Raw genomic sequence first — 26,992 nt, 5'->3', positions numbered from 1 at the left:
TCAACGGCGCATAATTGACCCACACCCGCCGCCGTGGCCAATGGAGGACTCATGCGGATTGTCGGAGCACTGATTGTCATCTGGCTGATCATCGGCGGCGTTGCTGCCTGGCAGCGGGGCTACTTCGGGGGAGCGCCCGGAAACTGCGCAGAGGCAGGCACCATTGCCATCACCATTGCCGCCGGCCCGTTGAACTACATGGGAGCCAACCCCCAGATCAACTGCGAGCTTCCGCAACCTTCCCAGTAAGCGGTAGCGTAATCGGACCTGGCACCAGCCGGGCCTCACGGTTGGGCTGTACTGGATGGCGGACCGTCCTAGAGTGGGTATTGCGCGGGCATTGCACTGCGGCCCGCTCCGCATCGATCCCACAGTCTCGAAAGGACCCGCCGCGATGGCTCTCATCACCGTTGGAACCGAAAACAGCACTGACATCGAGCTTTACTACGAAGACCACGGCTCCGGCCAGCCCGTCGTGCTGATCCACGGCTACCCCCTGGACGGCTCCTCCTGGGAGAAGCAGGCCGCTGCCCTGCTGGGCGCCGGGTACCGTGTCATCACCTATGACCGCCGCGGCTTTGGGAAATCGAGCAAGACCACCGAGGGCTACGACTACGACACGTTCGCGGCGGACCTCAACACCGTACTGACAACCCTGGACCTGAATGACGCCGTCCTGGTGGGCTTCTCCATGGGCACCGGCGAGGTGGCCCGCTACCTGGGCACCTACGGCTCCGCCCGGGTGGCACGGGCAGCCTTCCTTGGTTCCCTTCAGCCCTTCCTGCTCAAGACCGGGGACAACCCCGACGGCGTTCCACAGGAGGTCTTCGACGGGCTGAAAGAATCCGTCACGGCTGACCGGTACGCCTTCTTCACCGACTTCTTCAAGAACTTCTACAACAGTGACACGTTCCTCGGTACGCCCCGACTAAGCCAGGAAGCCGTCAATGCCAGCTGGAACCTTGCGGCCAGCGCCGGAGCAACGGCATCTGTCGCTGCCCAGCCCACCTGGCTCACCGATTTCCGCGCGGACATCCCGAAGATCGACGTTCCGGCACTCATCCTCCACGGCACGGCGGACAACATCCTGCCCATCGACTCCACCGGCCGGCTGTTCGCCAAGGCCCTGCCCAGCGCTGAATACGTGGAGATTGAAGGTGCCCCGCACGGCCTTCTGTGGACACACGCCGCCGAAGTCAACGAAGCGCTGCTGCGTTTCCTCGCCAAGTAAGGCGCACACGGAAAACTTCCGGCGACGGCGGGAGTCCGCCGTCGCCAGAAGTGCGAGACCGTTGGGTGAAAAGCCGCGTTAAGTGAGAGAGCGTCGGGCCAGGGAGCGTCGCCGAGCCAGGCGCTGACTGTTGCCGTGCCGCCTGTGAAAGCTATCCGTCGTAATGGGTCCGTGCAGGCCCCTGCCCCAGCGAATTGACCACAACGGCGGCCACGTCATGCAGCTTTGAATTGCGGGTGCTCGACGCCGTCTTCAGGATCTCGAAGGCGTCGTGCTGGCTGCACCGGTTCTGGGCCATGATGATGCCCACGGCCATGTCGATGACGGTGCGTGATTCCAGGGTGGCGCGGAGGTTCGCCGCGGTCTCGCTGTAATGGGCAAAGCGGACCGCAAGCCGCAGGGCAAGGGACGTCTGGCCCACGAAGTCCTCGGCGAACTCAAGGATGCGTGACTCAAAGCGGCGCGGCCGGGGCGAGTACAGCAGCAGCGCCGCCTTTGTTTCGCCCTCCAGCCGGAAGGGCAGGGCAAGGACGGAACGGACGCCCTGGGCCAGGACGGCAGAAGAGTATTCAGGCCAGCGGCCGTCATGCTGCGCGTCCGGAACGCTGATGGTCTCCCGGGTGGTGGAAGCTGCCAGGCTGGGCGTCTCGCTGAACTCGTACTCAAGCTGCGCGATGGCCTTCGCCTCCGGGCTGCTGCTGGCTACCGTTGCGGCCTTGCGCTGCCGCAGCAGGGTGATGGCGCACATGATTTCGTCGCCGGGCTCGGAAAGGTTGCGTGCCGACACCTGTGCCAGTTCATTAAGGAAGTCCTCAACGTCAGGGCTGCTGAGGACCAGTTCATGCAGGTGCTCGGTTATGGATGTATCGGGTTTTGCTGTTGACTCGCTGGCCACGGTTTTTTGGTGCCATTCGCTCAGGACAACCCGGCGCCTTCGAGCATCCCGCCGCAATGCCGGCAGGTTATGAAGGTCGCTGGATCGAAGAACTCTCCAACGGCCTGCTGCTAAACCGATATCCAGAAGTATATACATCCTCCGGCTGGGGGCGGCGTCACTTTGACATGCGTGAAGGCGGGGTTCTCTGGCGCCTGCCGGGAAGTTACCGCAGAATGAAGCAGGCGCCGGTGCCCCGGCGGCAGGGCCCCGAAGCGGCGGCCGGCACGCCCCGACGGGGCAGGAAGTGGGACAGGAACATGACCAGGCTGCTCATCATCGGCCCGCCGGGTTCCGGCAAAGGCACACAGGCGGAACAGTTGGCACGGCACTTCGGCGTCCCGGCAGTCTCCACCGGAGAAATCTTCCGAAGCAACGTCAGCCAGGAGACGGAGCTGGGAAACCAGGCTGCCAGCTACCTCGACGGCGGCGATTTTGTCCCGGACCACCTCACCAACGCGCTGGTCAAGGACCGCCTCCTGGAGAGCGACCTGCAGGCGGGGTTCCTGCTGGACGGCTATCCGCGTACAGCCCCCCAGGTGACGGAGCTGGACAACATGCTCGCCTCGCAGGGGTACGCCCTGGACGCGGTCATCGAATTGTCCGCCCCGGACGCCGTGCTGGAAGAACGGATGCGGCGGCGCGCGGCGGACCAGGGGCGCACGGACGACACCGTGGAGGTGTTCCGGCGCCGCCTGGACCTCTATCACCGCGAGACGCATGAAGTAGTCTCGGTCTACGCCGGTCGCGGAATCCTCGTGTCCGTGAACGGCAGCGGGGATCCCGGTGAGATTACCGGACTGGCGATCGCCGCCGTCGAGAAGTTCCTTGGAACGCCGCGCCGCGGCAACTGACCCCCGACCGACCTGGCGGCTAACCTGGCGCAAAGCCACAAACATGAAGGAAACCTGATGAGAATTGCGGTAACCGGCGGTAGCGGAAAACTCGGGCGGCACGTGGTCCGCAGGCTCACGGAGGACGGCCACCAGGTCCTCAACCTGGACCGTGAGGGCAGCCGCAGCCCCGGCTTGGTGGTGGTGGACCTGAGGAACTACGGCCAGGTCCTGGATGTCCTGCTGGGGCTGGATGACAGGCACGAAGGTTTCGACGCCGTGGTGCACCTTGGCGCCATCCCTGCCCCGGGCATCATTCCTGACGTCGCCACGTTCGAGAACAACATGCTTTCCACCTACAACGTGTTCCAGGCGGCACGCAGGGCCGGCATCAAGAAGGTGGTGTACGCCTCCAGCGAGACCGTGCTGGGACTGCCGTTCGACGTCGACCCGCCGTACATTCCGGTGGATGAGGAATACCCCGCCCGGCCTGAAAGCACCTACTCCCTGGTGAAGCACCTGGAGGAGCAGATGGCGGTGGAGCTGACCCGCTGGGATCCGGAGCTGAGCATTGTGGGGCTGCGGTTTTCCAACGTCATGGACGTGGCGGACTACGAGAGGTTTCCTTCCTTCGACTCGGACGCGACACTCCGGAAATGGAACCTCTGGGGATACATCGACGGCCGGGACGGTGCCCAGGCGGTGGCCCGGGCACTGGAGAACGGGAAGCCGGGATTCGAGGCCTTCATCATCGCCAACGCGGACACTGTCATGAGCCGCTCAAGTGCAAGCCTTGCCGCGGAAGTTTTCCCGGGGGTCAGGGTGGTCAAGGACCTGGGCGAACACGAGACCATGCTGTCCATCGACAAGGCGCGGCGGCTGCTGGGATTCGAGCCGGAACACACGTGGCGGACGCACGTTTCCCCCAGTGTTGGCGGTGCCAGTGTTGGCGGTGCCAAAACCGGCTGAACCGGCCCGGGCTCAGGAATCGCCAAGGGTTGCCGAAGGATCCCGCAAAGACCACGTGGCGGCGCGTTGCGGGCTCCTATTCTTTTGGTAGGGCGGGGAAACTCCCTGCCCCCGCAGCCCGAAAACGCCGAACGAGGACCCCAAATTCGCACTTCATTCTTAGCGCTGCCCGCCGCCGCAGTGCTGGTCTCAGCAGTCCTGTCCGCCACCGCCCTTCCCGCCGCTGCCGTTGCGCCGGCTGATCCCGGAGCTACCGGGCGCTACATCGTCCAGTACGCGTCCGGTACCGACGTGGCCGCCGAGGCGGCCGGGCTGCGGGCCCAGGGCCTCGCCGTCGCCCGGACCTTCACCCACGCCATCCGCGGCGCCCTGGTCACCGCCAGCCCTGCCCAGGCGGCAGCGCTCGCGAAGTCCGGCCGGGTGGTGTCCGTTGAAGCCGACGCCCTGGTGGGCATCTCCGACACCCAGCAGCCCGCGCCGTGGGGCCTGGACCGGGTGGACCAGAGGCCGCTGCCGCTTTCCGGCTCCTACTCCTGGGCGTCCTCGGGAACAGGCGTGACCGCATACGTGGTGGACACCGGCGTCCTGGCCTCGCACACCGAGTTCGCCGGGCGGATCACCTCCGGCTGGACCGCCGTGGCTGACGGAAGGGGCTCCAGCGACTGCAACGGCCACGGCACGCATGTTGCCGGAACCGTTGCCGGGACCACCTACGGGGTGGCCAAGAGCGCCACGATCGTTCCCGTCCGTGTGCTGGACTGCAACGGATCCGGCTACAACTCGGATGTAGTGGCAGGCCTGGACTGGGTGGCAGCGAACCACGCAGCAGGGGCTCCGGCGGTGGTGAACCTCAGCCTGGGCGGCGCCGCCAGTTCAACCGTGGACACTGCCATCCAGTCCGTGGTGAACGACGGCGTTACCGCTGTGGTGGCCGCCGGCAACTCCGCCGTGGACGCGTGCGGCAGTTCGCCGGCACGGGTCCCGGCGGCGGTGACAGTGGCTGCCAGCGACTCCGCCGACAGGCAGGCATCCTTCTCCAACTTCGGTTCCTGCGTGGACCTCTACGCACCGGGCGTGGGCATCAGCTCGGCGTACCACACGTCTTCCACCGCCACCGCGTCAATGTCCGGCACCTCAATGGCCGCACCGCACGTGGCCGGGGCAGCAGCCGTCCTGCTCTCCCAGAACCCGGCACTCACCCCTGCCCAGGTCTCCGGCGCGCTCACCTCCAACGCCACGGCAGGGGTGGTGGCGGGGGCCACCAGCGGCACGCCCAACCGCCTGCTGTACTCTGCTGCGGCCGCTCCTGCTCCCGCACCTGCTCCGGCCCCTGCCCCCGCCCCCGCTCCCACGGTGACAGCCGTGACGCCTGCCGCGAATGCCACTGCCGTCGCGGCAGGAACCAACGTCACTGCCACCTTCAGCACCGCCGTCCAGGGCGTCACCGGCGGGACCTTCGTGCTCAGGAACTCCGCCGGCGCCACCATCCCCGCCGCCGTCTCCTACAACGCGACCACCCGTACGGCAACCCTGGACCCTGCGGCCGGACTTGCCGCCGACACCACCTTCACGGCCACGCTGGTGGGCGGTACGTCCGCCATCCGGGACAGCGCCGGCACCCCGCTTGCCTCCGTCAGCTGGAGCTTCCTCACCGGCCCCGCGCCCGCCATCACCGGGTACACGCCCGGCAGCAACGCCTTGCTGGTGCGCCGTGGCAACAACGTCAGCGTCACTTTCAGCGAAGCGGTCCAGGGCGTCAACGGAACCACGTTTACCGTGAAGAATGCCGCCACCGGCGCCCAGGTTCCGGCCAACGTGTTCCGGAACGGCACCACCAACCAGTGGATCCTGGATCCCTCGCAGCCGCTGGCCGCCAAAACCAAGTACACCGTGACGGTCACCGGCGGCGGAACTGCGGTCCGGGACCTTGCTGGCAACCAGCTCACCGGCCGGACCTGGCAGTTCACCACCGGTTCCTACTAAGCGGTTTCGAGCACGAACTCCGCGTGCCCGTGCACGGCGCCGTTGACTTGGAGTTCCAGGGCGTGCATGCCGGGATGGTGCACCCTGGTGGTCATCTGCCGGAAGGCGTGGCGTTTGGACAGGCTCCTGCACTCGCCTGGTGCAAGGGTGAGGGTTGAGGCCTTGAAAACCTTGGCCGACTGGCTGCCGTTCGCCTTGCGGTAGTGGATGAGGTAGTCCACCGCCAGGGCCACATCTTCTGTACCCAGGTTGGTGATGTCGAATGAAAACGTCAGTTCGCCGGGCACCCTCAGGATCTTCCGGTCAAGGCGGGGCCCGGCCACCGCTACCTGCGCCGGCGTGAAGCCCAGGAGCGCCAGGGCGCCAGGATGCCCCTTCTTGACGAGCGTGCGGAGGCCGTGGCGGACCACCCGTCCCGTGTTGGCATCAGCCGCGGAGAGCCACTCCCGGGCGGTGGCCACCACGGCCGAAGGCGCGTGCCGGGCAAGATCGTTCAGGTGGTTGGCAACGGACCGCCGCACGTATTCGGACGGGTCGCGGTACAGGGAACTGAGGATGGGAAGGGTGGCTTCCGGCCGCTGGACGAGGGCGGGGATCCGAACTGCCCACGGCAAATAAGGGCGGGTTCCCTCGCTGGCCAGGCGGCGGACATGCTCATCCGGATGGGAGGTCCACGCCTGGATGATGGCCAGCGCCCGGTCCGGGTCCTGGCGGAGGAGGCGGCGAATGGCGAACTCACCGGTAAGCCTGGGCGTCAGTTCCGCCAGCAGGGCCATGGCGTCGTCGAAGTCCCTGCCGGAGCCGGAAGCGACGGCAAGTGCGGCGGCAGCTTCCGAAACCGGCCACAAGATCCAGCCCGTGAACTCCTCGAACCCAAGTGCGGCGCGGAAGCTGCCCGCCGCCGTCGGATATCCCGCCCCCGGGACTTTTCCAATGTCAGCCTGCAATGCCTGGGCCACCAGGTCAGTCCTGGCGCGCAGGTTGAGGTCGCTCAGCAGGTGGGCGGCGGCTGCCGTGCTGTCCCACCGCACATTCGGAGCGGATTCCGCCAGGATGGCGGCAACGGAATTCACGGCAGGCGCGTCAATCAGTTCGTTCATGGCACCCATGCAGACAGGCTACCCCGGGTCTGGCGGTGGATGGCCGGCAGGGCGTCACTGCATGGAAAATGCGGGCAAACGGCGCCAACGCGGCCCGTGCGGGATAATCTTCACCCTAGGTTAAACTTCACGGCGCAGGGACGGGTATGACAGTGGGACAACAGGGATCAGCAGGCTCGGGAACCAAGCATCGTGCCGGCAAGTGGCGTGCCTTCCACGACAAGTTCGTGGTTGAGGAACGCTACCTGGATCCGGCCGACCGGCGCTGGCTGTACCGGGCAGCCATTATCCTGGCGGCGGCGGGAACCCTTCTGTTCATTGCCACCCTGGTCAGCGTGCTGCAGGCCGATGGCCTGTCCGCAGCCGACGTGCCCGTCCGCGATTGGCTGCTCGGGCTGAGGTCACAGACGCTGACAGTCATCATGATTTTCCTGGCTGTGGTCTTCGGCCCGATTGCCCTGCCCATCATCGTCCTGGTGGTGATCCTGGCGTGGGGGTTCGCGGCGAAGCATGCCTGGCGCCCCATCCTGCTGGCGTCCGCGATGATCACCGGGGTGATCGTTTCCCAGATCATCCTCCAGATCGTGCGGCGCTCGCGGCCGCCCGTGGAGCAGATGCTGTTCGGGATCGACCACACCTTCTCGTTCCCCTCAGGGCATGTCCTGGGAGCCTGCGACTTCCTCCTGGTGGGGGCCTTCCTGATCTTCTCCCGGCGCCGCAATCCCCGCGCCGCCGTCCTGGGTTTCGTGGGGGCGGGGATTGGTATCTTCCTTGCGGCGGTAAGCCGGCTGTACCTGGGGTACCACTGGCTCAGCGACGCCCTCGCGTCGTTGTCTCTTTCACTGATCATCCTCGGCGGGGTCATAGCCCTGGACACCTGGCGCACGGCCCGGATCCCGGGGGAGCGGATCACCGGGGAACTGTCCAAGGCCGATTCGCCCAAGGACTGAGCCGGAACCACCTAGCCCGGCGGCCGCGACCGGGCACGCTTCAGCGCCCGGTGCAGCTTGACGTTGGCGGCCTCAAGTTCCAGTACTTTGGCCACGCCTGCCAGGTTAAGGCCCTGTTCAAGCAGTTCGCCGATCCGCAGCAGGACGGCGATGTCGTCGTCACTGTACTGCCGTGTTCCGCCGGATGTCCGCGACGGGGTCAGCAGGCCCTTGGTCTCGTAGAGCCGGATGTTCTGCTGGCCGGTTCCCGCCAGCTTGGCCGCAACGGAGATGGCGTACAGCGCGCGGTTGCTGCCATTGGGGCCGGGCGGCCGCCCGGTTTCCTGCGGTGCCATAAGTTCTCCAAAATCCGTCCGGTAGCCTTGCCTCAGTTTCCCACGAGTGCTATAAAAAATCTATATCCATCACCATAGATTACGGAGGGTGGATATGACACGGATAAACACCTACAGAGCTGAAGGAGTGGGAAATGATGTTGATGCGCACGGACCCGTTCCGTGAGTTGGACCGGCTCACGCAGCAGGTCTTTGGGACCGCCGCCCGCCCGGCTGCCATGCCGATGGACGCCTGGCAGGAGGACGGCGAGTTTGTGGTGGCGTTCGACCTTCCCGGCGTGAAGATTGATTCACTGGACCTGAACGTTGAACGCAACGTCCTCACGGTCCGGGCGGAGCGCAAGGACCCCACGCAGCCCAATGTGGAATTGGTGGCTTCCGAGCGCCCCCGCGGTGTCTTCAGCCGGCAGCTGATCCTCGGCGACACCCTGGACACTGACAACATCAAGGCCAGCTACGACCAGGGCGTCCTGACCCTGCGGATCCCGGTGGCAGAGCAAGCGAAGCCGCGCAAGATCGAGATCCAGACACAGCAAAGCGAGAAGCACGAGATCGGAACGTAGCCAACGGGCGGCGGGCACGGGCAACCCTTGGCGTTGCCCGTGCCCGGAACAGGGCAACACATGACGAACACCCCCGACTACTACGCAATCCTGCGGGTCCAGCCACACGCCACCCAACAGGAGATTTCCCGCGCCTACCGGGCACTGATGCGCAGCCACCATCCGGACGTCGACGGCGGGGCCACCCCGCAGGGGGAGCTCCTGGAGATCATGCAGGCGTTCAATGTACTGCGCGATCCGCAACGGCGTGCCGCCTACGACCAGCAACGGGCAGCAGCCGCTGCCCAGGCCATCCCCGTCCGCAAGGTGCGCAGCCAGGCCGGTTCTTCCGGACCCGCCATCAGGGTCACCCCGGTGCGGTGGGAGAGCGGGCCCTGGGCCTGACGCAGGGCTGATGGAGTACAACGACAACCGCGAGGAGGCGGAGAACCGAATGAGCGAATGGCGCCGCTACGACTCACCCCTGATCCCGGCGTTCCACGAGCGCTTCGAACAGCGATGGGGCCCCGGCACTGCCCCCTTCCTGGACCCCGAGGCGCATGAGCAGCCGCTGCCCCGTGCCCAGTGGATCAATCCGGCCACCGGCGCTGCCCTGGCCGTTGTGCCGGTCTGGACCGCCGATGAAAAGCAGCAGCGGTCCTTCGGGGTCTTCTACCTTCCGCCCGCGGGGGACATCTGGGTATTGCGCCCCGGCTACACCGGTTACCTGGAACCTGCCGACGGTGAATCGGAGCATCTGGTGACCCTCCGGAATGACGCGTTCCGCAAGGCCGTGGCGCATGCCAAGGAGTTTCTGTTCGGTTCCCAGTAGCGGCCGCAGGTTCCGCTCGTCAGTTGCCCCCAGCTGTGCCATCCTGAGACGTACTCACACGCTCCGTCACAAAAGGCCCGCCGATGCACATCACCGCCAAAGACCTCGCCGCACTCATCCCGCCCGGGTTTACGCTTGGCGTTGCCACCGCAGCCTTCCAGATCGAGGGCGCGCTGGACGAGGATGGCCGCGGGCCGGCAGGCTGGGATGTCTTTGCGGCCAAGGACGGCGCCATCGTCGAAAACCACAGCCCGGTGACGGCCTGCGACCATTACCACCGCATGCCCCAGGACGTTGCCCTGATGAAGCAGCTGGGCGTGGACTCCTACCGGTTCTCCTTCGCCTGGCCGCGGATCCAGCCCACCGGGCGCGGGCCGGCCAACCGGGCGGGCCTGGACTTCTACGACCGGCTCCTGGACGAGCTGCTGGCCAACGGCATTTCCCCCATGGCCACCATCTACCACTGGGACACGCCGCTGGCCCTGGACGAAGCCGGCGGCTGGCTGAACCGCGACACCGCCTACCGGCTGGGGGAGTACGCAGGCATCCTGGCAGAGGCATTCGGTGACAGGGTGGCCAGGTGGGTGACCATCAACGAACCCGCGACTGTCAGCACCAACGGCTACTCCCTCGGCCTGCATTCGCCCGGCAAGGAACTGCTCCTGGCCGCCTTTCCCACCGTCCACCACCAGTTGCTGGGGCACGGACTGGCGGTGCAGGCACTGCGCGCCGCCAAGGTGCCTGGCGAAATCGGCATGACCAACGTCTACTCGCCCATGGTCCCGAATTCCATCAACCCGCTGGACTACGTCAGCGCCGGGCTGATGGACCTGGCCCAGAACCGGCTCTACGCCGATCCCGTGCTGACCGGAAAATATCCGGACCTCATCCGGGCCGCCAAGTTCTTCAGCTCGTTCGAGCACCCGGAGGAGGACATGGAGCTCATCTCCCAGCCCCTGGACTTCTACGGGCTCAACTACTACATGCCCACCAAGGTGGCTGTTGGCCCGGGCGGCGGTGCAGTGCCGGCGAGCATGGCCGAGGCCATGGGCAGCGACCTCAGTGCGGCCGGCAACGGCGGAACACCCTTCCATGTGGAGACCTGGCCGGAAGCGGACATCACCTCCTACGGCTGGCCCGTGAAGCCGGAATACATGGCAGTGGCCCTCAAGGAGATGGGCGAGCGGTACCCCAACCTCCCGCCGGTCATCCTCACCGAGGGCGGTGCCAGCTTCGAGGACATCATCGTGCGGGACAAGTCCACCAACACCAGGTTCATCCCGGATGAGCGCAGGCTGAAGTACCTCTCCGACCACCTTGAGGCCGCCCTCAGGGCAACAGCCCCGGGCGGAGTGGCGGAAAAGGTGGACCTGCGCGGCTATTACGTCTGGTCGCTCATGGACAACTTCGAATGGTCCGCCGGCTACAACCAGCCCTTCGGGCTCCTGCACGTGGACTTCGAAACCCTGGAGCGGACGCCCAAAGCCTCCTACTTCTGGCTCCAGGAACTCGTCGAGGAGCGCGACCTGGCCGCGGCGGCGGGTACCGCAATCGCGGAGGCCATGGCTTCCGACGCTTTTGACGTTGAGGTCATAGGCACCGACGTTGTTGGTGCTGATGCGCCGGACGACGACGACGTCACGGCTTTGGGTGCCAGCGCCTAGGACAGGTTCAGAGCAGGTCCAGGGCGGCGAGCTGCTTGGCTATCCCCGCCCCGTCGGGTGAGTAGATCCACGGAACCCGGGATGCCGTGTGGTCCCCGTCCTCCGAATGGCCGCCTGCGAACACCGATTCGCTGATGGACAGCTGGCGGATGGCGATTGCGGCTACCTTGTCCGGGTTCTCCTGCGCGAATTCGGAATAGATGGCTTCGTCATGCTGGCCGTTATCGCCGATCAGGAGCCAGCGCATGTCAGGGAATTCCTTGGCGAGCCGTTCCAGGTTGCGGTGCTTGTGGTCCTGGCCGCTGCGGAACCACCGGTCCTGGGTCAGGCCCCAGTCGGTCAGGAGCAGGGCACCGGACGGGTACATGTTCCGGGTCAGGAAGCGGGCCAGGGTGGGGGCGGCGTTCCACGGCCCCGTGGACAGGTAGATCACCGGCGCGTCCGGGTGTTCGACGGTCAGCCGGTCCAGCAGGACCGCCATGCCGGGCGTGGCCATGCGGGCCCGCTCGCTCAGGACGAACGTGTTCCACAGCGCCAGGAAAGGCCGGGGCAGGGCCGTCACCATCACGGTGTCATCAATGTCGGAAACGATGCCGAACTTTACGTCCGGGGCAATGACCCGGATCTTCGCCTCAACAGGTTCGGTGCCTTCGCCCCGCAGGACGGCAGTGTGCCAGCCGGGCGTGAGCTGAACATCCACTTCGGTGTCAATGAGCCCGCCCCGGTCAGCCCGGACGTGGGTGACAACATCGCCGATGGTGATTTCGACGTCGGTGAACTGCAACGGCACGCTGGTGAAGGCGCGCCAGCCGCGGACGTTCTGGTTGCCGTTCCGGGCTGCATGTTCTGCCTTGCTGCCCGGCGACGGCTTCTGGGTCAGGAGGACCCGTCCCAGCACGCGCACCATGCTGGTTGAGCCATAGCCCTGGTAGGCGATCGTCTGGGGAACGAACTTCCAGCGTTTGGCCAACTGGATGCGAACGGTGTTAACGGCATCCGAAATCCGGTGCGCAAACCTGAACACCTGGTTTCCGTAGAGCTGGGTGTGGTCCGTCCCGCCGTGGTCTGTGGGTGTTGCTGCATGCTCTGGCGGGGTCTGGGGAGCCGTGTCCATGGAACCACTCTGCCACAGGCTGCACCGCGCGGGGCCACTTCCGGCTGCTTGCCCTCACTCCGTGACGTCACCCTTCCCCCAGGATCCAGCGCAGGGTCTCGGCGTTGCGCACGGCGTTGCCGCCGCCGTCGTTATTGAAATAGGCATACACGTCCAGGCCGTTGCCGGACCACTCGCGGATGCGGTCCGCCCACCAGTGCAGGTCGGTGTCCGAGTAGGAGCCCGCGTAGAGGTGCTCGTGGTCCGGGCCGTGCAGCCGGACATACGTGAACGGGGCGGTGGTCCGCAGGATGCAGGGAAGGTTGGCCCCGCTCATGATGCAGTAGGCGGCCTGGTGCCGTTCCAGCAGGGCGTACACCTCCGGGCTGTCCCAGCTCGCATGCCGGAACTCGACGGACACCCGGATCCACTCCGGAACCATGGCCAGGAAGTACTCCAGCCGGGCGTCATCGCGTTCCATGCCGGGTGGCAACTGGACCAGGAGGACGGCCCGTTTGTCACCGAGTTCGTGCCAGCACCGCTCGATCCGCTCCAGCCACACCTCCGGCTGGTACAGCTTCCGGGCGTGGGTCAGGCCGCGGGGAGCCTTGACGGACAAGGTGAAGCCGTGCGGCAGCCGCCGGTTCCAGCCCGCGAAGGTGGTGTCCCGGGGCCAGCGGTAGAAGCTGGCATTGAGCTCAACGGTGCTGAAGCGGGAGACATAGTGCGCAAGCCTGTCCCTCACCGGCAATTTGGGCGGGTAGAGGACGTTTTCCCAGTGGTCGTAGCTCCAGCCGGAGGTTCCGATGTGGATTGCCATTGTTCCTCCCCGCCGGTCGGCATTCCTTCAGGCTACACCGGCGGATGCCCTTCCTTTTCGGGACGGCTGTGGCAGGGTAAGGACATGGCGCGAATTGAAGATTACGCGGTGGTCGGCGACCTTCAAACCGGGGCCCTGATCAGCAAGGACGGCTCCATCGACTGGCTGTGCCTTCCCCGGTTCGATTCCCCGGCCTGCTTCAACTCGCTGCTTGATACGCCGGAGGCCGGCCGTTGGCTGCTGGCGCCCAAGAGCGGCGGGCCGTGCACCCGGAGGGCCTACCGGGACGGCACGCTGGTGCTGGAGACGGAGTGGGAAACCCCCGACGGCACCGTGCGGGTCATCGACTTCATGCCGCCCCGCGACTCCGTGGCGGACATCGTTCGCATCGTCGAGGGGGTGAGCGGCAGCGTGCCGATGCACGGTGAGCTTGTCCTCCGCTTTGATTACGGCCACATCATCCCGTGGGTCCGCCGGGACAAGCTGGGGCTCCACGCCATCGCAGGCCCGGATGCTGTCTATTTCGTCACGCCCGCGCCGCTTCAGAGCGAGAACATGCACACCGTCAGCGACTTCACGGTCAACGCCGGGGACCGCGTCCCGTTCGTGCTCACCTGGGCGCCAAGCCATGTGGCCCGGCCGCACACGGTGGACGCGGAGGAAGTCCTGGGCAGCACGTCCGCCTTCTGGCGCGGCTGGGCTTCCCAGTGCACCGTCAAGGGGAAGTACCAGGACGCGGTTGTGCGCTCGCTTGTGACGCTGAAGGCGCTGACCTACGCCCCCACCGGCGGCATCGTGGCGGCCGTGACCACGTCCCTGCCGGAGCAGCTGGGCGGCCCCCGCAACTGGGACTACCGCTACTGCTGGCTGCGGGACGCCACCATGACGCTCCAGGCCCTCCTGGCGGCCGGTTACACAGCGGAGGCGGCCGCCTGGCGGGACTGGCTGCTCCGGGCGGTGGCCGGCGACCCCGCGGACCTGCAGATCATGTACGGCATCCACGGCGAGCGCCGCCTGCCGGAGATGGAGCTGCCCTGGCTGAAGGGCTATGAGAATTCGTCTCCGGTGCGCATTGGCAACGGAGCGGCGGAGCAGCTGCAGCTGGACGTCTGGGGCGAAGTGCTGGACTGCCTCGCGCTGACCCGGAATTCGCTGCTGACGCATCCGGACGAGGCCTGGGACGTCCAGCTGGCCCTCATGGAACACCTGGAGACGATCTGGGACCAGCCGGACAACGGCCTCTGGGAAATGCGGGGCCCGCGCCGCCACTTCACCCACTCTAAGGTGATGGCCTGGGTGGCGGCGGACCGGATGGTGAAAGGCGTCCGGGAGTCCGGGCTGCCGGGTCCGGCCGAGCGGTGGGAAAGGCTGCGGGAGACCATCCGCCAGGACGTCATGGCCAATGGCTTCGACGCTGCCCGCAATACTTTCGTGCAGTCCTACGGCCGGTCCGAGCTGGACGCCAGCCTCCTCCTGATTCCGCGCGTAGGGTTCCTGCCGCCCGATGATCCCCGGGTGATTGGAACCATCGAGGCGATCCAGCGTGACCTTACGCAGGACGGGTTCGTCCTGCGGTACCGCCCTGAAGAGAGCGACGACGGCCTGCCGGGGGACGAGGGCGTCTTCCTTGCGTGCTCCTTCTGGCTGGTGGAGGCACTGCTGGGCGCGGGACGGCACGAGGAATCGCGGGAGCTTTTCGAGCGGCTGCTGGACCTGCGGAACGACGTCGGCCTGCTGAGCGAGGAATGGGCCGTGAAAGCCGGCCGGCAGTTGGGCAATACGCCGCAGGCCTTCAGTCACTTCGCGCTTGTGACTAGCGCTTTGGAGCTCCATCAGGATACGGTTCGGCGGAGTGACACCCCCATTCCGCCGGAGGCGGCGGAACCGTGCTGAGGCGGCGCGGCCCGGGGTCTCTTCTCCTTCGCGCAATAGATAAGTATACTTACTAACACCTCATGGAGTGCTCCAACAAAGCACAACGCGGTGACTGACGGAGGAGTGATTTGCATGGCCGGGTATTTTGAGCTCGTGGATGCGCCTGACGGCGGCTACAGGATCCGGATGCTGGACGGAGCAGGGAGCCTGATGGCCATCTCGGTCACCTTTCCCACCAAAAGGGCCGCGGTTGCCGGCGTGGCACTGGCGCGGGAGATTGCCGGTACCGGCCTGATCCGGGATAAGAGCCACGACGGCGCCGGGACGGTTCTCCGGGAACGCGTTCGCCCCGTGAACTCCGCCAAGGAGGAAGCAGCCCGCCGAAAGAAGGCCCCTGCGGCCAAACGGGCAGCGGTAGGCTGATGGCACCCCAAGGCACCACACCCCCTGGCGTGCGACGCCGGGGGGTTCTTTTTGACGTTGACGGGACCCTGATCGACTCGTCCTACATCCACACCATTGCCTGGTGGGGCGCCTTCCGAGAGCACGGCTATGACATCCCCATGGCCTCCATCCACCACTATGTGGGCATGGGTGGCGACCGGTTGGTGGACAGCCTCCTGCCCGAGGGGCGGGACCGGTCCGCGGACCCGGAGGTGATGGCCAGCCATGGTGCGCTCTATGCGTCCCACTGGCCCGCGCTCCGCGCCTTCAAGGGGGCAAAGGACCTGCTGGCCCAATGCCATGCCGGCGGCCTGGCCGTTGCGCTGGCCTCATCCGCCCGCAAGAAGGACCTTGCGGTCATGGGGTCCGTCCTCGACGCCGATGCCTTCATTGACAGCGCCACCAGCGCCAACGACGCCAAGGAGAGCAAGCCCGCCCCGGACATCCTGGTGGCGGCACTCGACGCGATCGGCGTGGAGGCCGCGGACGCCGTCTTCATTGGAGACGCCGTTTGGGACATGCTGGCCGCGGGGGCATTGGGGATTCCCGCCATCGGTGTTACCTGCGGCGGAGTCAGCGCCGCCGAACTCCGGGAGGCGGGGGCGGTGGAAGTCTATGAAGGGCCGCAGGACCTGCTGCAAAACCTGACGTCAAGTGCCATCGGCCGGCTGCTCGCGCGGCCTTGAAGCCGCATTGCGCAGGCTTGGTACCACGCCGGGTCAGGGCGCCTGCCCGCCCGCAACGGCGTCCTCGTCGCCTGCATTCGCGGCCTTGTTCCATACCACCGCAACCTTGACCGATCCGTCGTCGTTCCGCTCAATGTCCGTGAGCACTTCCGCCATGTTGGCTCCCATCTCCATGATGCGGGTCCGGTAGCTGTTGACGAGCGCCTCCAGGCTTTCCTCGCTCCACTCGCCGGGCCGCATGCGCGTGGAGATCTCAACGGGTTCCGGCTGGTAGAGCGACATGGCGTTCCTCTTTCATACGTAGCTGCGGAGCTGGCCCTTCCCACGCTAGGAGCCCGGGGCCGGGACGGCAAGTATTTAGTCAGCCTACTTATCTTTTCTGTTGGAAGCCGATAGCGTCGAATGACGGGCTGCGGCCCGGACTGAAGGCAGAACCTCCAGAAAGGCGAATCGTGAAAGCACTGACCTGGCAAGGAAAACGCTCGGTAAGCGTGGAAGAAGTACCTGATCCCGTGATCCAGGAGCCCACCGATGCCATTGTCCGCATCACCTCTACGGCAATCTGCGGCTCGGACCTGCACCTGTACGAGGTCCTGGGACCGTACATGCACAAGGGCGACGTGATCGGCCACGAACCGATGGGCATCGTGGAGGAGGTGGGCAGCGCCGTCACCAACCTGCGCAAGGGCGACCGCGTGGTGATACCTTTCAACATCTCCTGTGGCCACTGCTTCATGTGCGGGCTGGGCCTGCAGTCCCAGTGCGAAACCACGCAGGTCAGGAGCAAGGGCTCAGGCGCAGCCCTCTTCGGCTACTCAGAGCTTTATGGGTCGGTTCCCGGCGGCCAGGCCGAGTACCTGCGCGTGCCGCACGCCGATTACGGCCCGGTGAAAGTGGGAACTGAGCTTCCGGACGAGCGGTACCTGTTCCTCTCGGACATCCTTCCCACCGCCTGGCAGGCAGTGGAGTACGCGGATACCCCAGCCGGCGGCACCCTCGCCGTATTTGGTCTGGGCCCGGTAGGCCAGTTCGCCGGCCGGATCGGCGTCCGGCGGGGCCTGCGGGTCATCGGCGTGGACCCTGTTCCCGAACGCCGCGCCATGGCGGCGCGGCACGGCGTCGAAACGCTCGACTTCGGCAAGGACGTGACGGACCAGTTGCGGGAGATGACAGCCGGAAGGGGTCCGGACGCGGTGATTGACGCCGTCGGCATGGAAGCCCACGGTTCCCCGGTTGCCGGCTTCGCGCACCAGGCGCTTGGACTGCTGCCCGACAAACTCGCCCGGAAGGCGATGGAGACCGCCGGGGTGGACCGCCTCGCCGCACTGAACACCTCCATCGATGCCGTGCGGCGCGGCGGGACGCTGTCCCTGAGCGGCGTGTACGGCGGCCAGGCGAGCCCCATGCCGCTGCTGGCCATGTTCGACAAGCAGATCCAGGTGCGGATGGGGCAATGCAATGTCCGGCGCTGGACCGAGGACATCCTGCCGCTGGTGGAGGACGACGCCGATCCGCTGGGTGTGATGGACCTGGTCACCCACCGTTCGGGGCTGGAGGGGGCGCCGGCCCTGTATGAGAAGTTCCAGAAGAAAGAGGACGGCTGCATCAAGGTGGTCCTCAACCCCGGCGCCTGAACCCGGCGTGAAACCCCGTCACGAAGCCCTCAGCACAGCGTGTTGAGGGCTTCCTGGGCCACGTCCTGCATCTCAAGGATCAGCGGGTTGAGTTCGAGGGTGGGCGGTGCGGGAGGGTAGGCGACCGCCAGCGCCAGCTGGCTCCGGCCGTCCTCGCTGGTCATGGCAACCGTGCCGTAGCCGTCGGTATCACCGGGAAGGCCATAGTAGAACCGGTTGTTGCAGGTGTTGTTCCAGCGGCGCAGGGCAAAACCGTAGTACTGCGAGTAGCCGCCCTTCATGGCCGTCACGCTGTCCGGAGGAAGCAGCCTGCCCTCCAGCAGCGCGGCGTAGAAACTGTTCACTTCCTCCACGGTGGACACGGCCCCGGTTGAAGGGGACTCCGCCTGCCAAGCCGGCATGCTGACGTCCGTGCGCCTGCCTTCAAGGGCGACGTAGCCGTGGATCATTCCCAGGGGCGGGGAGCCGCCAAGCCGGGTTTTCGCCAGGCCCAGGGGCCTGGCCGTGTCATCGGCGAGGACCTGCTCGATAGTGTCGCCGCGGAGCCGCTCGACAATCAGTGCCAGGGCTGCATAGTTCGAGCGGGAATAGTCGAAGATCCGTGCCAGCCGGCCGTCCCACGGCAAGGTGGCGGCCAGGGCCAGTTGCTGTTCAAGGCTGAGCGGCCGGTTCATGGTGTCCGCCCAATTGCCGGACGCCAGCAGGGGGACCGAGAAGTCGGGGAGTCCTGATTCGTGCGTCAAAAGCTGGCGGACAGTCACAGGGCCGGGTGGACGGAGGACGCTGCCGAACTCGGGCAGGTAGCGGTTTACTTCGGCGTCCAGGTCAAGCTTCCCTTCCGCCGCCAGCTTCATTACCGAAACCGCGATGAAGGATTCAGTGATGCCGCCTACGCGGACAGGATCGGAAACCGTGGCCGGCTCGCCCGTTTCCAGGCTCCGCACGCCGGCGGCGTGCGTCCAGGTGGTGCCCCGGGTCCGGACGGAGACCAGGACTGCGGGAGCGCCTTCCGCGAGCATCCGGGCACTGAAGTCCTCCAGGAGGGCGAAGGCGGCAGGCTTGTCCGGCTCAGGCTCCGGAGGTTGCGGCTCCCCGGTACAGCCGGGCAGGGACGCTGCCAGCAGGGCTGCGCACAGGACAGCCGCGACCCGCTTCGACCCGCGGCCCCGGCTTGTGCCCATGCCACCAATTTTCCTCCAACTAAGTAGCGCCAAGTGTCGTTTTGGAGCCTCAAAACGACACTTGGCGCTACCTAGTTGGGAGGGGGATCAGGTGAGGCGCACCTGGCGGTTCATGTCCTTGTAGAGCAGGTAGCGGAACTCGCCCGGACCGCCGGCGTAGCAGGCCTGGGGGCAGAACGCGCGCAGCCACATGAAGTCCCCGGCCTCCACCTCCACCCAGTCATTGTTCAACAGGTACATGGCCTTGCCCTCCAGGACGTAAAGGCCGTGCTCCATGACGTGGGTTTCGGGGAACGGGATGACGCCGCCGGGCTGGAACGTCACGATGTTCACCTGCATGTCATGGGCGAGGTCGTTGGAGTCCGTGAAACGGGTGGTCTTCCAGACGTCGTTGGTGTCCGGCATGGACGTGGGCTCCACGTCCTTTTCGTTGGTGACGAAGGACTTGGCTTCGTAGCCCTCAAGGCGTTCGTAGGCCTTGCGGATCCAGTGGAAGGACACGACGTCGTCCGAAACGTTCTCCAGGCCCCACTCAGCACCGGCGGCCAGGTAGGCGTAGCCGCCTTCCTCCATTTGGTGCAGTTCGCCGTTGAGCCTGAGGTTGAGCCTGCCGCGGGTCACGAAAATGACGCCTTCGACGCCGGCCTCGAACTCTGCCTTGGGAGCACCGCCGCCCGGGGCGATTTCCACGATCAGCTGCGAGAAAGTGGTGGCGAAACCGGAAATGGGCCGCGCGATGATCCAGGAGCGGGTGTTGGAAAAGCCCGGGAGGTTGGACGTGACGATGTCCGTCATCACGCCCTTGGGGATCACCGTGTAGGCCTCGGTGACGATGGCCCGTTCGGTGGTCAGGTGGGTCTGCGGCGGCAGTCCGCCGGCGGGGGAGTAGTACTTGCCCATGAAGTGAAGGTCCTTACCTAGGAGTTGGAAGTGGTGGCGAGACGCGGGTGGGCCAGGGCAGTGAGCTGCGGAAGTCCGACGCCGGCAAGCGCCTGGACTTCATCTGCACCGACTGCGCCGCACTGGACGCCGCGGAGGACGAAGGCGGCCAGTGCCCGGGCGGTGGCGGGTTCATCCATGACGCCGCCTGCGGTCTGCTCAACGTAGTTCCGCAGCCGGGCCGCGGCTGCGGGCAGTCCCTGCCGGTAGAAGGCATAGGTGGCGGCGAAGCGGCTGGGGAGCTGTGCCGGGTGCAGGTCCCAGCCCTGGTAGTAGCCGCGTTCAAGTGAACGCCTGACCAGCCTGCCGTGCAGCTGCCAGGCGTTTTCCACGTTGTCGCCCACCGGGATGATGTTCGTGGATCCGTCGGAGAGCCGGATGCCGGTGCCGGCCACCGCCAGCTGCATGACCTCCTTGGCGAAGTCCGCCACGGGGTGCTCCATGGACTGGTATTCGGCGGAGATCTGCAGTGACGCCGAGTAGTCGTACGTGCCGTAGTGCAGGCCGCTGATCCGGCCCGGGACAGCATGCGGGAGCTGCGCTACGGGCGACGTTCCGTCCGGCCCCAGGATGAGCTGCGGTGTTTCCACCTGCACCTCGAAACGGAGCCGTCCGGCCGGGAGGGAGTGCACGTCCTCCAGCCGGGAGACGGCGTAGTCCATAGCCTTGACCTGGGCCACGGTGGTCACCTTGGGCAGGGTCAGGACCAGCCCTTCGGGGAGTTCCCCGGCGGAGGCCAGGGCGGAGACAAACAGGTCCAGGGTCCGCAGCCCGCGGGAGCGGGTGGCCGCCTCGAAGCACTTGAACCGGATGCCGATGAACGGCGGAGCAGACCCGGCCGCGACTGCGGCGGCCACGGCGGAAGCCGCGGCAACAGCGGCGGTGTCCTCGGCGTCCTCGCCCCTGTCCCCGAAGCCGTCCTCAAAATCGAGGCGCAGGTCCTCGATGGGCTCGCTGGAGAGCTTGGCTTGCACGCGCGGGGCAACGGCCTCCGCAAGTGCGGTGTCCTGGCCCAGGAGCGACCCCAGCCTTTCGAAGCCGCCGTGGGCCTTGGCCGCAGCCAGTGCTTCGGCGCCCCACTCGGCAGCGAACGACGGCGTGAACCGGTCCGCAGGGACGTACACCGTGTGGACGGGCTGGCGTGAGCCGTCGTCGCCCGGGTAGTTCTGCTCCAGCAGCCGGTCCGTGGCGGCCAGTTGCCGGTCAATGTCGGCCAGGTCTCCGGCGGACAGCGACGGCACGGGTGATGCTGCCATGCCTCAGCCCACCAGTTCGTAGGCCGGGATGGTGAGGAAGTCCGTGTAGTCCTCAGAGAGGCAGATTTCCCCGATCAGTTCGCTGGCCGGCTTGTAGTAGCGGCGGAAGGCTTCGTCGCCGAATTCGATACGCAGCCGCTCGGTTTCCTCGCCCAGGATTCGCTCCACGAGTTCGCGGGTGACGGTGTTGCCGGTGTCCGCGAGGACCGACTTGTTGCGGATCTGCTGCCACACCTGGGAACGGGAGATTTCCGCGGTGGCGGCGTCCTCCATCAGGTTATGGATGGCCACGGCGCCGTTCCCGGACAGCCATACCGCCGTGTAGGCGATGGCCACGTACAGGTTCAGGCGGAGCCCGGCTTCGGTGACCTGCCCGTCGGCGGAGGAAACGTCCAGCAACTGCCCGGCCGTGACGTTGACCTCCGGGCGCTGCTTGTCCAGCTGGTTGGGCCTGTCACCGAGCACGGAGTCGAAGACTTCCCGGCAGGTGGGAACAAGGTCCGGGTGCGCCACCCAGGAGCCGTCGAAGCCGTCGTTCGCCTCGCGGGTCTTGTCCGCCCGGACCTTTGCAAACGCAGCCTCCGTGACCTCCGGGTGGCGGCGGTTGGGGATGACTGCCGCCATGCCGCCCATGGCGAAGGCGCCGCGCTTGTGGCAGGTCTTGACCAGCAGTTCGGTGTAGGCGCGCATGAACGGCGCGGTCATGGCAACGCTGGCGCGGTCCGGGAGTACAAACTCCTCGCCGGCGTCCCTGAAGTACTTGATGATGCTGAACAGGTAGTCCCAGCGGCCGGCGTTCAGGCCGGACGCGTGGTCCCTCAGTTCATACAGGATCTCGTCCATCTCGAAGGCGGCCGGGATGGTCTCGATCAGCACGGTGGCGCGGACGGTGCCCTGGGGCAGCCCCAGGTAGTCCTGGGCGAAGACAAAAACGTCGTTCCACAGCCGGGCCTCGAGGTGGCTTTCCATCTTGGGCAGGTAGTAGTACGGTCCCTGACCGTTGAGCACCAGCTGCTTGGCGATGTGGAAGAAGTGCAGGCCGAAGTCCACCAGGGCGCCCACGGCGGGTTCGCCGTCGAGCAGCAGGTGCTTTTCCTGCATGTGCCAGCCGCGGGGGCGGGCCACCACGACGGCGAGGGGCGCGTCCGTACGGAGCCTGTACTCCTTGCCTTCCTCCGAGGTGTAGCTGAGGGTGCCCTGGGCGGCGTCGCGGAGGTTCAGGATGGCATCGATGACGTTGCCCCACGTGGGGGTGCTGGCATCTTCGAGGTCCGCAAGCCATACCTTCGCGCCCGAGTTAAGGGCATTAATGGCCATCTTTGCCGGCGAGGCGGGCCCGGTCATCTCAACCCGGCGGTCCTGCAAAGCTGCCGGTGCCGGCGCAACCTTCCAGTCGCCGTCGCGCACGTCCTTGGTTTCCGGCAGGAAGTCCAGTTTGCCGGTTTCGGCCACGCGCTGCCGCTTGGCGGCACGGGCTTGCAGGAGTTCGTTGCGGAAGCCGGCGAAACGGTTGTGGAGCTCCTCCACGAAGGCCAGTGCCTTGGGGGTGAGGATTTCCTCCGCGCGGTTGATGGGCCGGGGGTCCGTGACAGTGATGGCCATTTCTGGTCCTTTCCTTGTGCTGAAGTCGGGCGGTGAATCAGGCGCCGGCCAGGGCGGCAACGGGAGCCGCGGTTTCCGGAACAGCTGCGTTTGCCACGTTGGCGGCGTGGGCTGCGGCGGCAACGGCTGTTGCGACATCAGCGGCGACATGGGGATCGAAGACGCTGGGGATAATGTAGCTGGCATTCAGCTCGTCGTCAGCAACCCGGTTGGCGATGGCCTCCGCGGCCGCCACCAGCATCTCCGGGGTGATGTCCGAGGCTCCGGCGTCGAGCAGGCCCCGGAAGAAGCCCGGGAAGGCCAGGACGTTGTTGATCTGGTTGGGGAAGTCGCTGCGGCCGGTGGCTACGACGGCGGCGTGCTTCGAAGCAACGACAGGGTCGATTTCCGGCGTCGGGTTGGCCATGGCAAACACGATGGCCTTCTCCGCCATGGCGGCCACCTGTTCCTCGCCGATCACGTGCGGGGCGCTGACGCCGATGAACACGTCCGCGCCCACGAGTGCTTCGTGCAGGGTTCCGGCGAAGCCTTCTTCGTTGGTGTTCGAGGCGATCCAGCTGCGGTGCTCGTCCCCGTACGTTTCACCCGAGTGGATGGCACCGGAGCGGCCGGCGGCGACGATGTGCTGCGCGCCCTGTGCCTTGAGGAGCTGGATGATTGCCGAGCCCGCGGCGCCCACACCCGAGACCACGATCTTCACCTCGTCCAGCTTCTTGCCCACCACGCGCAGGGCGTTGACCAGGGCGGCGAGGGTGACGATGGCGGTGCCGTGCTGGTCGTCGTGGAACACCGGGATGTCCAGTTCCTCGCGGAGCCGGTTCTCGATTTCGAAGCAGCGCGGGGCGGCGATGTCCTCCAGGTTGATGCCGCCATAGACCGGGGCCATTGCCTTGGCGATCATGATGATTTCCTCGGTGTCCTGGGTGTCCAGGCAGACGGGCCAGGCGTCCACGTTGGCGAACTGCTTGAAAAGCGCGGCCTTGCCTTCCATCACCGGAAGGGCGGCGGCCGGGCCGATGTTGCCGAGGCCCAGGACGGCCGAACCGTCGGTAAGGACGGCGATGGTGTTCCGCTTGACAGTGAGGTTACGGGCCGCTGCGGGGTCCTCGGCGATGGCGAGGCAGACGCGGGCGACGCCGGGAGTGTAGGCGCGGGAGAGGTCGTCGCGGTTGCGGAGGGCTACCTTGGGGACGACTTCGAGCTTGCCGCCCAGGTGCATGAGGAAGGTGCGGTCCGAGACGTGCTGGACCCTGACGCCGTCGAGCGCGTTGAGGGCATCCTTGACGCGGGCTGCGTGTTCGTCGTCGGTGGTGTTGCAGGTGACGTCCACGACCAGGGTTTCATGGTGGGATTCGCTGACGTCCAGGGCGGTGATGGCGGCGCCTGCCGCGCCGACGGCTGCTGCGAGCTCGCTGGTGGCGCTGAAGCTGGACGGCGCTTCCACGCGCAGGGTGATCGAATTTCCGGGGCTGGGGTTCGCCATTGAATGTCCTCCTGTTGGGCCCGGGAACGGGCATCTACTCAATCAAATGTTTTCGTATTATGGATATTATTATCTGCAAGATGGAAATACAAGCTCCGCATATATGACCGGCCAAGGCTCATCGCGGAGTGAACCGGCGTGCTGTATGTTGGGTGTTCCAAGCAACTCTTTTCACGATGCGGATAAGAGTTGTCGGATTCCGAACCGTAGGAGACAACGGAATGGCAGAAAAAGCGTCGGGCGGCGTGCAGTCAGTGGAGCGTGTCTTCGAACTGCTCGAGCTCATCACGGACGCCGGCGGCGACGTCACGCTCAGCGAACTGTCCGCGTCAACGGACCTTCCCCTGCCCACCATCCACCGCCTGCTGCGGACGCTGGTGTCCCTTGGCTACATCCGGCAGCTGCCGAACCGGCGCTACGCGCTGGGGCCCCGGCTGATCCGCCTGGGCGAGGGGGCCAACAAGCAGTTGGGCGCAGTGGCGCGTCCGCAGCTTAAAACGCTGGTGGACCGGCTGGGGGAGACCTCCAATATGGCGGTACTGGACTCGGACATGGTGATCTACGTGGCACAGGTTCCCTCGCTGCATTCGATGCGTATGTTCACGGAAGTGGGCCGGCGCGCCCATACCCACGCCACCGGCGTCGGGAAGGCGATCCTTGCCCAGCTGGATGACGAGGTGGTCCGCGGCATCGTGACCCGCGCCGGCATGCCCACCCCAACCCCCAAGAGCATCGGTGACGTGGACGAACTCCTGGCCGACCTCAAGCTCATCCGGGAGCGTGGCTACTCCATTGACGAGGAGGAGCAGGAACTGGGTGTACGGTGCTTCGCCATGGCGGTACCGAATGCGCCCACTCCAGCGGCAATCTCTGTTTCCGGCCCGGTATCCCGCGTGGACGAGCACTTCGCCGACAAGGCCGTACCCGTCCTCCGGGAGGCGGCCGAGGCCATCTCCCGTGAGCTGAACCGCACCTGAGGCACCAAAGCGGCAAGCCGCCGTCGTGCTTAACCGCCGGAATGGCAGTTCGCAGCAATGTTCCTGGGGAACACTGCCGTGAACTGCCATTTCGCGTTTGCCCCTAGTGCTCCGACGCTTTCTCGGACGACTCGACCTTCACTTCCTTGCCTTCACAGTCGATGAGCTTGCCGCCCTCGAAACGGTCGCCTTCCGCCAGGCACTTGAGGTCTTCCTCCCGCACCACGCGGCCCGTCCCCGCCACGAATACCGACTGGTTCTCCGAGTTGCCGGCTTTGAGGTGGTTGAAGAGGAGGTTCAGCAGGATCGCCATGACCGCTGCCGAGCTGATGCCGGAGTGGAAGATGGTCCCGAACCAGGAAGGGAACTTGTCATAGAACGTCGGCGCGGCGATCGGAATCATGCCGAACCCGATGGACGCGGCCACGATGATCAGGTTCATGTTGTTCTTGTATTCGACCTTCGCAAGGGTCCTGATGCCGCTGGCGGCGACCGTGCCGAAGAGTACGATTCCCGCGCCGCCCAGGACGGCGGTGGGGACGGCGGCCACGACGCGGCCCATGACCGGGAGCAGGCCGAGCAGGACCAGGATCACGCCTCCGGCTGCCACGACATAGCGGCTCTTGATCTTTGTGACTGCCACGAGGCCCACGTTTTGGGCGAAGGCGCTCTGCGTAAAGGAACCAAACACCGGTGCGATGAGGCTGGAGCCCATGTCGGCCCGCAGTCCTGCGGCGATGCGCTTGGAGTCGGTCCGGGTTCCCACGATTTCGCCAACGGCAAGGATGTCAGCCATGGTTTCGGTCAGGATCACCAGCACAACAATGAGCATGGAGATGATCGCCGCAATCTCGAACGTGGGGGCGCCGAGGTGGAAGGGAGTCGGAAAGGCGACAATCGGCCCCTGGCCCACCTTGGAGAAGTCCGCCATTCCGGTGGCCGCGGCGATGGCCGTGCCCACGACCATCGCCAGAAGGATCGACAGGCGTGAAATAGTGGCGCTGCCGACCTTGCTCAGGAGCAGCACCAGGGCCAAAGTGGCGGCGGCGAGGCCGATGTTCGCCATGCTGCCGTAGTTTTCGGCCTTTCGGTTGCCGCCCATGGCCCAGTTTGCAGCGACGGGCATCAGGGTCAGGCCGATGGTGGTGATGACGGTGCCGGTCACCACCGGGGGGAAGAACCTGACGATCTTGGAAAAGATCGGGGCGATCAAGAGGCCGATGGCCGCCGAGACCATGACCGCGCCGAAGACGGCGGGCAGCCCGCCTCCACCGCTGACTATCGCGACCATGGTGGCCACGCTCGCAAAGGAAACGCCCTGCACCAGGGGAAGCTGGGATCCGAAGAAAGGGATGCCGATGGTCTGCAGGAGGGTGGCCAGGCCGCCCATGAATAGGGCCGCTGCGATCAGGATGCCGATATCGGCAGGTGAAAGGCCTGCGGCCTGGCCGACAATCAGGGGAACGGCAATGATGCCGCCATACATGGTCAGGACATGCTGGAAACCGTAGGCGAAGCTGCTCCCGATTGAGAGCCGTTCATCCTCGGGCCTGGTGGAGGTGGCGCGTTTCAGGCGCTGTTTGGCGTCGGCTTTGAGGGGGTTCTTGATGTTCATGGCAGACTTTCTGG

27 protein-coding genes are annotated in these 26,992 nt (G+C 66.0%); 15 read left to right on the top strand and 12 right to left on the bottom strand.

All coding sequences use genetic code 11. The annotated features are described in order from the left end of the window. Window positions 1–51 precede the first annotated feature (51 nt). A complete protein-coding gene (locus PV768_RS18440) occupies window positions 52–249 on the top strand; it encodes a hypothetical protein (RefSeq protein WP_104999076.1) in 198 nt (65 codons plus the stop codon). A 145-nt stretch (window positions 250–394) separates the two neighbouring features. Then, the gene (locus tag PV768_RS18435) at window positions 395–1,231 is read left to right on the top strand and encodes an alpha/beta fold hydrolase (protein WP_421093793.1); all 837 of its coding nucleotides are present in this window, start codon (window positions 395–397) and stop codon (window positions 1,229–1,231) included. 151 nt (window positions 1,232–1,382) lie between these two features. Here PV768_RS18435 and PV768_RS18430 read toward each other — a convergent pair whose 3' ends face one another. Further along, a complete protein-coding gene (locus tag PV768_RS18430) occupies window positions 1,383–2,126 on the bottom strand; it encodes a GAF and ANTAR domain-containing protein (RefSeq protein ID WP_323058052.1) in 744 nt (247 codons plus the stop codon). 299 nt (window positions 2,127–2,425) lie between these two features. Here PV768_RS18430 and PV768_RS18425 point away from each other — a divergent pair, with 299 nt between their 5' ends. The 3 genes from PV768_RS18425 (at window position 2,426) to PV768_RS18415 (ending at window position 5,950) form a co-directional block, all read left to right on the top strand. Next, the gene (locus tag PV768_RS18425; RefSeq protein WP_157241013.1) at window positions 2,426–3,019 is read left to right on the top strand and encodes an adenylate kinase; all 594 of its coding nucleotides are present in this window, start codon (window positions 2,426–2,428) and stop codon (window positions 3,017–3,019) included. 57 nt (window positions 3,020–3,076) lie between these two features. Continuing rightward, window positions 3,077–3,967: an NAD-dependent epimerase/dehydratase family protein gene (locus PV768_RS18420; RefSeq protein ID WP_421093792.1), complete on the top strand. Its 891-nt coding sequence runs from the start codon at window positions 3,077–3,079 to the stop codon at window positions 3,965–3,967. A 180-nt stretch (window positions 3,968–4,147) separates the two neighbouring features. Further along, on the top strand, window positions 4,148–5,950 hold the full coding sequence (locus PV768_RS18415; RefSeq protein WP_421093791.1) for a S8 family serine peptidase: 1,803 nt from the start codon (window positions 4,148–4,150) through the stop codon (window positions 5,948–5,950). On the opposite strand, the gene PV768_RS18410 is transcribed toward PV768_RS18415, so the two are convergent. After that, window positions 5,947–7,059: a DNA alkylation repair protein gene (locus PV768_RS18410; RefSeq protein WP_421093790.1), complete on the bottom strand. Its 1,113-nt coding sequence runs from the start codon at window positions 7,057–7,059 to the stop codon at window positions 5,947–5,949. The genes PV768_RS18415 and PV768_RS18410 overlap by 4 nt on opposite strands. A gap of 137 nt (window positions 7,060–7,196) precedes the next feature. On the opposite strand from PV768_RS18410, the gene PV768_RS18405 reads away from it, so the two are divergent. Then, a complete protein-coding gene (locus tag PV768_RS18405) occupies window positions 7,197–8,000 on the top strand; it encodes a phosphatase PAP2 family protein (RefSeq protein ID WP_421093789.1) in 804 nt (267 codons plus the stop codon). Window positions 8,001–8,011: 11 nt separating this feature from the next. Here the strand turns inward: PV768_RS18405 and PV768_RS18400 are convergent, their stop codons facing one another. After that, on the bottom strand, window positions 8,012–8,335 hold the full coding sequence (locus PV768_RS18400; protein ID WP_323058054.1) for a MerR family transcriptional regulator: 324 nt from the start codon (window positions 8,333–8,335) through the stop codon (window positions 8,012–8,014). Window positions 8,336–8,472: 137 nt separating this feature from the next. On the opposite strand from PV768_RS18400, the gene PV768_RS18395 reads away from it, so the two are divergent. From PV768_RS18395 to PV768_RS18380, 4 genes are all read left to right on the top strand, one after another. Further along, the gene (locus PV768_RS18395) at window positions 8,473–8,898 is read left to right on the top strand and encodes an Hsp20/alpha crystallin family protein (protein WP_421093805.1); all 426 of its coding nucleotides are present in this window, start codon (window positions 8,473–8,475) and stop codon (window positions 8,896–8,898) included. 60 nt (window positions 8,899–8,958) lie between these two features. Further along, the gene (locus PV768_RS18390; protein WP_157241024.1) at window positions 8,959–9,282 is read left to right on the top strand and encodes a J domain-containing protein; all 324 of its coding nucleotides are present in this window, start codon (window positions 8,959–8,961) and stop codon (window positions 9,280–9,282) included. Window positions 9,283–9,331: 49 nt separating this feature from the next. Continuing rightward, window positions 9,332–9,709: a hypothetical protein gene (locus tag PV768_RS18385; protein ID WP_157242932.1), complete on the top strand. Its 378-nt coding sequence runs from the start codon at window positions 9,332–9,334 to the stop codon at window positions 9,707–9,709. An 83-nt stretch (window positions 9,710–9,792) separates the two neighbouring features. Continuing rightward, window positions 9,793–11,373 carry a glycoside hydrolase family 1 protein gene (locus PV768_RS18380; protein ID WP_421093788.1) on the top strand — a complete coding sequence of 527 codons (1,581 nt, stop codon included), beginning with the start codon at window positions 9,793–9,795 and terminating at the stop codon, window positions 11,371–11,373. Between the two features lie 7 nt (window positions 11,374–11,380). Here PV768_RS18380 and PV768_RS18375 read toward each other — a convergent pair whose 3' ends face one another. Next, complete coding sequence (locus tag PV768_RS18375; RefSeq protein WP_157241028.1) at window positions 11,381–12,487, bottom strand: App1 family protein; 1,107 nt, start codon at window positions 12,485–12,487, stop codon at window positions 11,381–11,383. Window positions 12,488–12,554: 67 nt separating this feature from the next. Further along, on the bottom strand, window positions 12,555–13,286 hold the full coding sequence (locus tag PV768_RS18370) for a DUF72 domain-containing protein (protein ID WP_421093787.1): 732 nt from the start codon (window positions 13,284–13,286) through the stop codon (window positions 12,555–12,557). Between the two features lie 84 nt (window positions 13,287–13,370). Between PV768_RS18370 and PV768_RS18365 the strand changes: the two genes are divergently transcribed. From PV768_RS18365 to PV768_RS18355, 3 genes are all read left to right on the top strand, one after another. After that, window positions 13,371–15,179 (top strand): glycoside hydrolase family 15 protein, encoded by a 1,809-nt coding sequence (locus PV768_RS18365; protein ID WP_157241032.1) that lies wholly within the window; start codon window positions 13,371–13,373, stop codon window positions 15,177–15,179. Between the two features lie 114 nt (window positions 15,180–15,293). After that, window positions 15,294–15,584: a hypothetical protein gene (locus tag PV768_RS18360; protein WP_157241034.1), complete on the top strand. Its 291-nt coding sequence runs from the start codon at window positions 15,294–15,296 to the stop codon at window positions 15,582–15,584. Beyond that, complete coding sequence (locus PV768_RS18355; protein ID WP_421093786.1) at window positions 15,584–16,291, top strand: HAD family hydrolase; 708 nt, start codon at window positions 15,584–15,586, stop codon at window positions 16,289–16,291. Before PV768_RS18360 ends, PV768_RS18355 begins: the two co-directional genes overlap by 1 nt. 33 nt (window positions 16,292–16,324) lie before the next feature. Here the strand turns inward: PV768_RS18355 and PV768_RS18350 are convergent, their stop codons facing one another. Then, window positions 16,325–16,573, bottom strand: coding sequence for a hypothetical protein (locus tag PV768_RS18350; RefSeq protein WP_321214422.1), 249 nt, complete (start codon window positions 16,571–16,573; stop codon window positions 16,325–16,327). A gap of 170 nt (window positions 16,574–16,743) precedes the next feature. Here PV768_RS18350 and PV768_RS18345 point away from each other — a divergent pair, with 170 nt between their 5' ends. Then, window positions 16,744–17,925, top strand: coding sequence for a zinc-dependent alcohol dehydrogenase (locus tag PV768_RS18345; protein WP_421093785.1), 1,182 nt, complete (start codon window positions 16,744–16,746; stop codon window positions 17,923–17,925). A 29-nt stretch (window positions 17,926–17,954) separates the two neighbouring features. On the opposite strand, the gene PV768_RS18340 is transcribed toward PV768_RS18345, so the two are convergent. From PV768_RS18340 to PV768_RS18320, 5 genes are all read right to left on the bottom strand, one after another. Next, on the bottom strand, window positions 17,955–19,106 hold the full coding sequence (locus tag PV768_RS18340) for a serine hydrolase domain-containing protein (protein ID WP_421093784.1): 1,152 nt from the start codon (window positions 19,104–19,106) through the stop codon (window positions 17,955–17,957). Window positions 19,107–19,193: 87 nt separating this feature from the next. Further along, window positions 19,194–20,006: a bifunctional allantoicase/(S)-ureidoglycine aminohydrolase gene (locus PV768_RS18335; protein ID WP_157241044.1), complete on the bottom strand. Its 813-nt coding sequence runs from the start codon at window positions 20,004–20,006 to the stop codon at window positions 19,194–19,196. Between the two features lie 17 nt (window positions 20,007–20,023). Next, window positions 20,024–21,301, bottom strand: a complete 1,278-nt coding sequence (locus PV768_RS18330) for a DUF6986 family protein (RefSeq protein ID WP_421093783.1) — start codon at window positions 21,299–21,301, stop codon at window positions 20,024–20,026. 3 nt (window positions 21,302–21,304) lie between these two features. Continuing rightward, on the bottom strand, window positions 21,305–22,903 hold the full coding sequence (aceB, locus tag PV768_RS18325) for a malate synthase A (protein ID WP_421093782.1): 1,599 nt from the start codon (window positions 22,901–22,903) through the stop codon (window positions 21,305–21,307). Between the two features lie 37 nt (window positions 22,904–22,940). Then, window positions 22,941–24,386: an NAD-dependent malic enzyme gene (locus tag PV768_RS18320; RefSeq protein WP_157241050.1), complete on the bottom strand. Its 1,446-nt coding sequence runs from the start codon at window positions 24,384–24,386 to the stop codon at window positions 22,941–22,943. 221 nt (window positions 24,387–24,607) lie between these two features. Here PV768_RS18320 and PV768_RS18315 point away from each other — a divergent pair, with 221 nt between their 5' ends. Next, window positions 24,608–25,363, top strand: coding sequence for an IclR family transcriptional regulator (locus tag PV768_RS18315; protein WP_321214417.1), 756 nt, complete (start codon window positions 24,608–24,610; stop codon window positions 25,361–25,363). Between the two features lie 103 nt (window positions 25,364–25,466). Here PV768_RS18315 and PV768_RS18310 read toward each other — a convergent pair whose 3' ends face one another. Continuing rightward, the gene (locus PV768_RS18310; RefSeq protein WP_231754858.1) at window positions 25,467–26,978 is read right to left on the bottom strand and encodes a nucleobase:cation symporter-2 family protein; all 1,512 of its coding nucleotides are present in this window, start codon (window positions 26,976–26,978) and stop codon (window positions 25,467–25,469) included. Window positions 26,979–26,992 lie beyond the last annotated feature (14 nt).

This window comes from Pseudarthrobacter sp. CC4, from assembly GCF_048957775.1.
GTDB lineage: Bacteria > Actinomycetota > Actinomycetes > Actinomycetales > Micrococcaceae > Arthrobacter.
The sequence above is the reverse complement of the archived record's forward strand: the minus strand, read 5'-3'. Positions and strand labels throughout refer to the sequence as shown.

What these genes read in the sequence shown, in the direction of transcription:
- PV768_RS18440 (WP_104999076.1), top strand. Translation starts at nt 52, where the DNA reads ATGCGGATTGTCGGAGCACTGATTGTCATCTGGCTGATCATCGGCGGC.
- PV768_RS18435 (WP_421093793.1), top strand. Translation starts at nt 395, where the DNA reads ATGGCTCTCATCACCGTTGGAACCGAAAACAGCACTGACATCGAGCTT.
- PV768_RS18425 (WP_157241013.1), top strand. Translation starts at nt 2,426, where the DNA reads ATGACCAGGCTGCTCATCATCGGCCCGCCGGGTTCCGGCAAAGGCACA.
- PV768_RS18420 (WP_421093792.1), top strand. Translation starts at nt 3,077, where the DNA reads ATGAGAATTGCGGTAACCGGCGGTAGCGGAAAACTCGGGCGGCACGTG.
- PV768_RS18410 (WP_421093790.1), bottom strand. Translation starts at nt 7,059, where the DNA reads ATGGGTGCCATGAACGAACTGATTGACGCGCCTGCCGTGAATTCCGTT.
- PV768_RS18405 (WP_421093789.1), top strand. Translation starts at nt 7,197, where the DNA reads ATGACAGTGGGACAACAGGGATCAGCAGGCTCGGGAACCAAGCATCGT.
- PV768_RS18400 (WP_323058054.1), bottom strand. Translation starts at nt 8,335, where the DNA reads ATGGCACCGCAGGAAACCGGGCGGCCGCCCGGCCCCAATGGCAGCAAC.
- PV768_RS18395 (WP_421093805.1), top strand. Translation starts at nt 8,473, where the DNA reads ATGTTGATGCGCACGGACCCGTTCCGTGAGTTGGACCGGCTCACGCAG.
- PV768_RS18390 (WP_157241024.1), top strand. Translation starts at nt 8,959, where the DNA reads ATGACGAACACCCCCGACTACTACGCAATCCTGCGGGTCCAGCCACAC.
- PV768_RS18385 (WP_157242932.1), top strand. Translation starts at nt 9,332, where the DNA reads ATGAGCGAATGGCGCCGCTACGACTCACCCCTGATCCCGGCGTTCCAC.
- PV768_RS18380 (WP_421093788.1), top strand. Translation starts at nt 9,793, where the DNA reads ATGCACATCACCGCCAAAGACCTCGCCGCACTCATCCCGCCCGGGTTT.
- PV768_RS18375 (WP_157241028.1), bottom strand. Translation starts at nt 12,487, where the DNA reads ATGGACACGGCTCCCCAGACCCCGCCAGAGCATGCAGCAACACCCACA.
- PV768_RS18370 (WP_421093787.1), bottom strand. Translation starts at nt 13,286, where the DNA reads ATGGCAATCCACATCGGAACCTCCGGCTGGAGCTACGACCACTGGGAA.
- PV768_RS18365 (WP_157241032.1), top strand. Translation starts at nt 13,371, where the DNA reads ATGGCGCGAATTGAAGATTACGCGGTGGTCGGCGACCTTCAAACCGGG.
- PV768_RS18360 (WP_157241034.1), top strand. Translation starts at nt 15,294, where the DNA reads ATGGCCGGGTATTTTGAGCTCGTGGATGCGCCTGACGGCGGCTACAGG.
- PV768_RS18355 (WP_421093786.1), top strand. Translation starts at nt 15,584, where the DNA reads ATGGCACCCCAAGGCACCACACCCCCTGGCGTGCGACGCCGGGGGGTT.
- PV768_RS18350 (WP_321214422.1), bottom strand. Translation starts at nt 16,573, where the DNA reads ATGTCGCTCTACCAGCCGGAACCCGTTGAGATCTCCACGCGCATGCGG.
- PV768_RS18340 (WP_421093784.1), bottom strand. Translation starts at nt 19,106, where the DNA reads ATGGGCACAAGCCGGGGCCGCGGGTCGAAGCGGGTCGCGGCTGTCCTG.
- PV768_RS18335 (WP_157241044.1), bottom strand. Translation starts at nt 20,006, where the DNA reads ATGGGCAAGTACTACTCCCCCGCCGGCGGACTGCCGCCGCAGACCCAC.
- PV768_RS18330 (WP_421093783.1), bottom strand. Translation starts at nt 21,301, where the DNA reads ATGGCAGCATCACCCGTGCCGTCGCTGTCCGCCGGAGACCTGGCCGAC.
- aceB (WP_421093782.1), bottom strand. Translation starts at nt 22,903, where the DNA reads ATGGCCATCACTGTCACGGACCCCCGGCCCATCAACCGCGCGGAGGAA.
- PV768_RS18320 (WP_157241050.1), bottom strand. Translation starts at nt 24,386, where the DNA reads ATGGCGAACCCCAGCCCCGGAAATTCGATCACCCTGCGCGTGGAAGCG.
- PV768_RS18315 (WP_321214417.1), top strand. Translation starts at nt 24,608, where the DNA reads ATGGCAGAAAAAGCGTCGGGCGGCGTGCAGTCAGTGGAGCGTGTCTTC.
- PV768_RS18310 (WP_231754858.1), bottom strand. Translation starts at nt 26,978, where the DNA reads ATGAACATCAAGAACCCCCTCAAAGCCGACGCCAAACAGCGCCTGAAA.